At 68.2% G+C, this 6,735-nt stretch carries 7 protein-coding genes; 3 read left to right on the forward strand and 4 right to left on the reverse strand.

What is annotated here, in order from left to right; translation table 11 throughout:
* A partial coding sequence (gene metJ, locus VFH59_RS18455; protein WP_345786170.1) for a met regulon transcriptional regulator MetJ occupies nt 1-528 on the forward strand: 528 nt, incomplete at its 5' end.
* A 276-nt stretch (nt 529-804) separates the two neighbouring features.
* On the forward strand, nt 805-1,800 hold the full coding sequence (locus VFH59_RS17520; RefSeq protein WP_325166211.1) for an energy transducer TonB: 996 nt from the start codon (nt 805-807) through the stop codon (nt 1,798-1,800).
* Nucleotides 1,801-1,871: 71 nt separating this feature from the next.
* Here the strand turns inward: VFH59_RS17520 and VFH59_RS17525 are convergent, their stop codons facing one another.
* Complete coding sequence (locus VFH59_RS17525; protein ID WP_325166212.1) at nt 1,872-3,161, reverse strand: serine hydrolase domain-containing protein; 1,290 nt, start codon at nt 3,159-3,161, stop codon at nt 1,872-1,874.
* Nucleotides 3,162-3,431: 270 nt separating this feature from the next.
* Here VFH59_RS17525 and VFH59_RS17530 point away from each other — a divergent pair, with 270 nt between their 5' ends.
* Nucleotides 3,432-4,655, forward strand: a complete 1,224-nt coding sequence (locus VFH59_RS17530; protein ID WP_325166217.1) for an NTP/NDP exchange transporter — start codon at nt 3,432-3,434, stop codon at nt 4,653-4,655.
* Nucleotides 4,656-4,691: 36 nt separating this feature from the next.
* Here the strand turns inward: VFH59_RS17530 and VFH59_RS17535 are convergent, their stop codons facing one another.
* From VFH59_RS17535 to mtgA, 3 genes are all read right to left on the reverse strand, one after another.
* Nucleotides 4,692-5,120, reverse strand: a complete 429-nt coding sequence (locus VFH59_RS17535; protein WP_325166213.1) for a CBS domain-containing protein — start codon at nt 5,118-5,120, stop codon at nt 4,692-4,694.
* Nucleotides 5,121-5,250: 130 nt separating this feature from the next.
* Nucleotides 5,251-6,189 carry a glycosyltransferase family 2 protein gene (locus VFH59_RS17540; RefSeq protein ID WP_325166214.1) on the reverse strand — a complete coding sequence of 313 codons (939 nt, stop codon included), beginning with the start codon at nt 6,187-6,189 and terminating at the stop codon, nt 5,251-5,253.
* A 3-nt stretch (nt 6,190-6,192) separates the two neighbouring features.
* Nucleotides 6,193-6,735, reverse strand: a 543-nt coding sequence (mtgA, locus tag VFH59_RS17545) for a monofunctional biosynthetic peptidoglycan transglycosylase (protein ID WP_325166216.1), incomplete at its 5' end; no start/stop codon positions are given.

Here is a 6,735-nt window from a genome sequence, read left to right on the forward strand (position 1 = left end):
ACGCCTTATGTCGATCACGGCGAAAAGGCCGGCGCGGTGCGCAAGATCACCGTGTCGATTCCGCTGCATGTCCTGCGTCTGCTTTCCGACGAGCGCACCCGCCGTCAAGTGAACAATCTTCGGCACGCCACCAACAGCGACCTGCTGGTGGAGGCGTTCCTGCACGCTTTTACTGGGCAACCACTGCCAACTGATGAGGAGCTGAGACGAACTATGGCCACTGCCAAGAAAACCGCTGCGAAGAAACCGGCCGCCAAGAAGGCGCCCGCCAAGAAGACTGCTGTGAAGAAGGCCGCCGCGAAGAAGCCGGTTGCCAAGAAGCCGGCCGCCAAGAAGGTCGCCGCCAAGAAGCCGGCAGCCAAGAAGGTTGCCGCCAAGAAGCCGGCTGCCGCCAAGAAGGCCGCCGTCAAGAAAGTCGCCGTGAAGAAGGTTGCCGCCAAGAAGGCGGCCCCGAAGAAGGCTGCGCCGGCCAAGGTGGTCAAGGCCACCAAGACCGCCAAGCCGAAGGCTGCCAAGGCCAAGAAGTAAGACCCGAACAAGACCAACAAGCGGTATCGACTTTCTCTCCCTGCGGTGCCCAGCGCAGGGAGGGTACTTCGAAGAGCGATTCGTCCCGGCCCCGGCCGGGACGCTTCGTTTCAGGGGCCGGAAACGCCCCGGCATCCCACGCTTCCCCGAATTTGCCGCAACGGCGCATTGGGGGTAAGTTGTGCGCACTCGCGCCGCGCACGTCCCGGGGGGACGGCCGCTCCTACAGGGGGAAAAAGCGCGGGTATCTCATGCCAGCCAATCGGTGAACGTCCCATGGATACCCGTTCCAGTTCTATGCGCGCGCACGCGCGCGGGGCCGCCCGGCCCACCTTGATCGCCGTCATCGCCATTTTCGTCCTGCTGGCCGTGGCCAGCTGGTTCCTGATCCTGCAGCCGCACCAGGAACTGGTCATGCAGGATGGTGGTGGTCACCCGTCCACACCGGTTTCCACCGACAAGATCGCCGTCGCACCGCCGGCCAATGTCGAGGCGATGGATCTCAACGAACTGCTAGCCGAGGCGCGCAAGGCGATGAACGACCATCGCGTGCTCGCGCCGGCCGGCAACAACGCCTTCGAGTTCTACCTGAAGGCGCTGGAGAAGCAGCCGGGCAACCCGGTGGCCACCGATGCGCTGCGCGAGACCTTCCCGTTCGCGGCCAGCGGTGCCGAGCAGGCGATCAACGCACGCGACTTCGGCGAGGCGCAGCGCGAAATCGACCTGCTGGCCAAGGCCGATCCGGCCAACTACACGCTGACCATCCTGCGTTCCAAGCTCGACGCCCAGCGCAAGCTGCTGGACAAGGAGCAGCAGCAGGCGCTCGAGCAGCAGCACCAGCAGCAGCTGGCTGCCGAAAAGGCGGCGGCGGAGAAGGCGGCGGCCGACAAGCTCGCGGCCCAGCAGAAGGCGCAGCCGGGCGAGCCGAAGTCGCAGGGTGAGGTCGCCGCGGCCAACACGCCGGCGGCCAGCGAAGCGAGCACGCCGGCGGTCCAGAAGGTCGTCAGCACCGACCCGGTGATGACCAAGTACGTGCAGCCGCGCTTCCCGACCCAGGCCCAGCGCACGCGGACCCAGGGCTGGGTGGTGGTGGGCTACACCGTGGATACCGCCGGCAACGTCACCGGCGCCCAGGTGGTCGACGCTCAGCCGCGCCACCTGTTCGACCGCGAGGCGCTCAACGCGGTGGAACGGTGGAAGTACAAGCCGGCCACGCGCAACGGCACGCCGGTGGAAGCGAAGCTGCAGAAGAAGATCGAGTTCAAGCTCTGACGCGATGCCCGGACCGGAAAAAAAGGCGGCGCCCCTGGCGCCGCCTTTTTTCATGCCGGAAGTTGAGCGCTTCAGTGCCGCCGGTGGCGTCTCGTGCGCACCCTGCGCGGCCGGGCCGGGGCGCGGTCGGGAACGTTCTTCTCCAGGCCCGCCCAGTCCACGTGCGGCAAGCCGAGCAGGCTGTCGAACACCATCGGCATCAGGCCCGAAGGGGTGGGCACGCCGGCATTCCACATCGTCACCACGCCCGCGTGGTACTTCGGGAAGAAGCCGATCATCGTGCGATAACCCTCCACCGCGCCGGCGTGGTAGACCAGCGTCTCGCCACCGTAGGTGAACACGCGCCAGCCCAGCGCATAGTGCGCGGCGGTGAGACGGCCGTTGCGCCAGGGCGAGGAATGCAGTTCGGTCGGCGTGCGCACGCCCGGCGAATGCAGCATGGCCAGCGCCGCGGGAGACAGCACGTCCGGGCGGCCGCCCATCTGCGCGATCAGCCATTTCTCCATGTCGCGCAGGCTGGCATTGACGCCGGCGGCGGGTGCCACGCGGTAGTAGTTTTCCTTCGGCTCGAACGGTACCCAGCCATGCCGCGTGCGCCGGTGCGGCCGCGCCCAGCTCCTGCTCGATTCCAGGGCGGCACGGCCGTAGCTCGCCGTGTTCATGCCCAGCGGCAGGAAGATGCGCCGGTCGACCAGCTTGTAGAAGAAGTTGCCGGTCATGGCGTAGACCACGTCGCCGATCAGGCTGAAGGCGACGTTCTGGTAGCCGTAGCACTCACCCACGCTGCAGGTCATGTCGACCTGGTCGAGCTTGCGCACGAGCTCCTCGTAGGGGACGTCGTCCTCGAGCATGTTGTCGTAGGTGTTGCGCGGCAGGCCCAGGCGCTGGCCGAGGATGTCGGCGACGGTGGCGCGCTGCGTGTCCGGCACCTTCTTGAGCTTGAAGAACGGAAGCACGTTGACCAGCCGCGTGTCCCAGGCCAGCTTGCCGTCCTGCACCAGGATCGCGGTGAGGCCGGTGGCGAAGGCCTTGGACAGCGAGGCCAGGCGGAATACCGTGTCCGGCTCGACCGGCTGCTTGTCGGCCGCGTCGGCGTAGCCGATGGTGCCTTCGAACACCACCTTGTCGTTGACCACCACCGCCGTGGCCAGCCCGGCCACCGAATTGCGCCGGTCCAGCTTGGTGAGCCACTGCTTGTAGGCCTCCAGCGTCGCCTTCACCCGGTCGGCCGGAAGCGTCTGCGTGGTGGCTGGGATGGCGTTGGGTGGTGGTGAAGCTGGCGTGGAGGCCCGGGCCAGCGCGGGGGCGGTCGCTGCGCCGAGAAGGGCGGCGATCAGCAGGGGAAACGTACGAAGCTGCATGCCTGGAGGAATCCGGCGCAAAAGCCGTGCAAGGTGGAAGACGAAACGGCCTTGGGGCAGGCACGATTCCCCGATTGTGGGCCACTTCGGCCAGCTCTACAACGTGAGCAGGCAGGCGCCAGGCTGCTTGTGTTCAGCGGATCGGAGGCGCCGGCGGCGGGCATGCGGCCGCCGGGCTCGACCGCCCATGCTAGGCTTTGCGCCCCACCCGAGGCTGGACTCTGAGTGAGCCTGCGCCACAACGCCCGTGCCGACGAAGGCACCGGCCTGATCCTCTCCACGCTGGCCTTCTTCTTCGTGATGGCCGGCTATTACATGATCCGGCCCGTGCGCGACCAGTTGGGTGGCGCGCTTGGATCGCAGTCGCTGCCGCTGTTCTATGGCGTGACCTTCGCCGTGATGCTGCTGCTGACGCCGGTGTTCGGCTGGCTGGTGGCGCACGTCTCGCGCCGGCGGCTGCTGGGGTGGAGCTACAGCTTCTTCATCGTCTGCCTGCTCGCCTTCGTGCCGGCCTTCCTGGCCCAGGAGCGCATCGGCGCGCGCCTGCTGGGCGTGGTGTTCTACGTCTGGGTCAGCGTGTTCAACCTGTTCGTGGTGTCGCTGTTCTGGAGCTTCATGGCGGACATCTTCGTCAGCCACCAGGCGCGGCGGGTGTTCCCGCTGATCGCGCTGGGCGGCATGGGTGGGGCGATCTTCGGTCCGCTGCTGACCCGCTTGCTGGTGCACGTGCTCGGCGTGGCGCCGCTGCTGGCCGTGTCGGCCGCGACCCTGGGGCTGGCGCTGGTGCTGCTGTTGCAGCTGTCCGCGCGCGACGAGCAGGCCGGCGACGGTCGCGCTGCGCAGGGCACCGGCGGCTCGCTGTGGGCCGGCATCCGCGAGCTGTGGTCGCGGCCCTTCCTGCGTTACATGGCGGTACTGATGCTGCTCGGCGACGGCATCGGCACGCTTGCCTACGCGCTGATGGCCGACTACGCCAAGGCGCATTTCGCCGACCGGGTCGCGCGCACGTCGTTCTACAACGACCTGGACCTGGCGACCAACGCGCTCGGTGCGCTGCTGCAGCTGACGCTGACGCGCTGGCTGCTGGTGCGCTTCGGCGCGGGCTGGGGCCTGGTGCTGCCGGCGCTGGTCAACGTCGGCCTGCTGCTGATGGTGGCGCTGTTCGGCACCGGCGACGTGCAGCTGCTCGGCATGGCGGTGCCGCTGCTTGCGGTGATGCTGGTGACCACGCGCGGGTTCGCCTATGGCATGACCAAGCCGGCAGTGGACGCACTGTACACGCGGGTGCCGCGCGAGACGCGCTACAAGGGCAAGAACTTCGTCGAGACTGCGGTGTGGCGCTTTGGCGATCTGCTGGTGACCAGCGGCGTCACCCTGCTGGCCTGGCTCGGCGTGGGCGTCGGCGGGATGGGACTGATCGGCGCGGGCGTTGCCACGGCATCGGCCTGGGTCGCGCGACGCGCGGGGCGGGCACCGGATCTGGCGAAGGACTGAGCGCTTCACTTTCCGGCGGGAAGGAGCGAGCCCCGGTCAGCTGGTGATGTAGCGCTGCAACTGTTCGATCTGCTCGGCCTGTGCGTCGATCACCGCCTTGACCAGGTCGCCGATCGAGATCACCCCCACCACCCGTCCGTCCTCGACCACCGGCAGGTGGCGCACGCGGCGCTCGGTGCACAGGCGCATGCAGTCGAACACATCGGTTTCCGGCGAGATGGTCAGCGGCTCGCCGCTCATGATGTCCGCCACCGCCGTCTGTGCGGAGGAACGGCCCTGCAGGATCACCTTGCGGGCGTAGTCGCGCTCGGAGACGATGCCGGCCAGCGTCTCGCCCTTCATCACCACCAGCGCGCCGACGCGGCGCTCGGCCATCTGCCGGATCGCATCCAGGACGGGCGCCTCGGGCGCGATCGCATAGACGTCACTGCCCTTGCTTTGCAGAAGATGCCTTACCTGACGCATGCCCGGTGCTCCTCTTCGGCCTGCGGCGGAGTCTAGCGCTGCCGCGTCGGCAGGGCGTGTAGGAGTCCGCTTGAAGCCACGCCCGCCGGCCGAGTCCCGGAGCACGCCGACCGCAGGGAGGTGGGACCTCCTATGGGCGCCGGTCGCGCAGGTGCGCTTCCTCGACGAAGTACAACGGGCGCTGCTTGCTCTCGGCGTAGCTGCGGCCCAGGTATTCGCCGATGACGCCGAGCGCCAGCAATTGCACGCCGCCGAGAAAGAGGATCACCAGCATCAACGTCGGGTAGCCGCGCACCGGGTCGCCCCAGATCAGTGCCTTGGTCAGCACCCACAGCCCGTAGACGAAGGCCAGCATGGACGAACCCATCCCGACCCACGTGGCCAGCCGCAGCGGCGCGTTGGAGAAGGAGGTGATGCCTTCGATGGCCAGCTGGGTCAGGCGCCAGTAGTTCCACTTGGTGTGGCCGCCGTGACGCGGCTCGCGCTGGTAGTGCACGGCGGTCTGGCGGTAGCCGATCCAGGCGAACAGGCCCTTCATGAAGCGCTGTCGCTCGCGCAGCTTCGCCAGCGCATCCAGGGCGCGGCGCGAGAGCAGGCGGAAGTCGCCGGTGTCGCGCGGCAGCGGGGTGTCCGAGAGCCGCTCCATCGTACGGTAGAAGCCGGCGGCGGTGAGGCGCTTGAGCCGCGTCTCGCCAGCGCGGGCGCTGCGCGTGGCGTAGATCACGTCGTGGCCGGCCTGCCACTGCGCGACCAGCTTGGGGATGAGTTCGGGCGGGTCCTGCAGGTCGGCGTCGATCACCACTGCCGCGCCCTCGGTGACGTGGTCCAGTCCCGCGGTCAGTGCTGCCTCCTTGCCGAAGTTGCGCGAGAGCTTGAGGCCGCGCACGCGGGCATCGCCCGCCAGCAATGCCTCGATCGCCGACCAGGTACCGTCGGTGCTGCCGTCGTCCACGTAGAGTACGGCGCAATCGAGCGCCAGCGTGTCGAGTACGCCGGCCAGGCGCCGGTGGAAGGCATCGAGTACGGCCGCCTCGTTGTAGGCGGGGACGACGACGGTGAGTTCGGGCATGGGTCAGTGTCCTTGCCGCACGCGCGGGGGTTGGTTGCTGTCCAGGTAGCCGGGGCCGCCCAGGTGCTGCATCTGCCGCTCGATCCATTGCGTGCGGCGCTGGACGTAGGCGCTTGGGCGGTCGGCGTGCAGGCGGCGCGGGCTGGGGAGCACCGAGGCCAGGCGCGCGGCCTGCGTGGGGCCGAGTCGTGCCGGCGGCACGTGGAAGTACGCCTCGCTTGCCGCGCCGACGCCGTAGATGCCGTCGCCCAGCTCGGCGATGTTCATGTAGACCTCGAGGATCCGCCGCTTGGGCCAGGTCAGCTCGATCAGCACGGTGTAGTAGGCCTCCAGTCCCTTGCGCACGAAACTGCGGCCGTTCCACAGGAACAGGTTCTTGGCCACCTGCTGGCTGATCGTGCTGGCGCCGCGCAGGCGCTTGCCGTCGTCGGCGTCGTCCAGCGCGTCATGGATCGATTCCAGGTCGAACCCGTGGTGGAACGGGAATTTCTGGTCCTCGCCGGCGACCATCGCGAGCGAAACATAGGGGGAAACCTGGTTCCACGG

This window comes from Frateuria sp. (assembly GCF_035695185.1).
In the GTDB taxonomy this organism is placed as follows: Bacteria; Pseudomonadota; Gammaproteobacteria; order Xanthomonadales; family Rhodanobacteraceae; genus Frateuria_A.

Coding starts and splice junctions, on each gene's coding strand:
- VFH59_RS17520 (WP_325166211.1), top strand. CDS start 805: ATGGATACCCGTTCCAGTTCTATGCGCGCGCACGCGCGCGGGGCCGCC.
- VFH59_RS17525 (WP_325166212.1), bottom strand. CDS start 3,161: ATGCAGCTTCGTACGTTTCCCCTGCTGATCGCCGCCCTTCTCGGCGCA.
- VFH59_RS17535 (WP_325166213.1), bottom strand. CDS start 5,120: ATGCGTCAGGTAAGGCATCTTCTGCAAAGCAAGGGCAGTGACGTCTAT.
- VFH59_RS17540 (WP_325166214.1), bottom strand. CDS start 6,189: ATGCCCGAACTCACCGTCGTCGTCCCCGCCTACAACGAGGCGGCCGTA.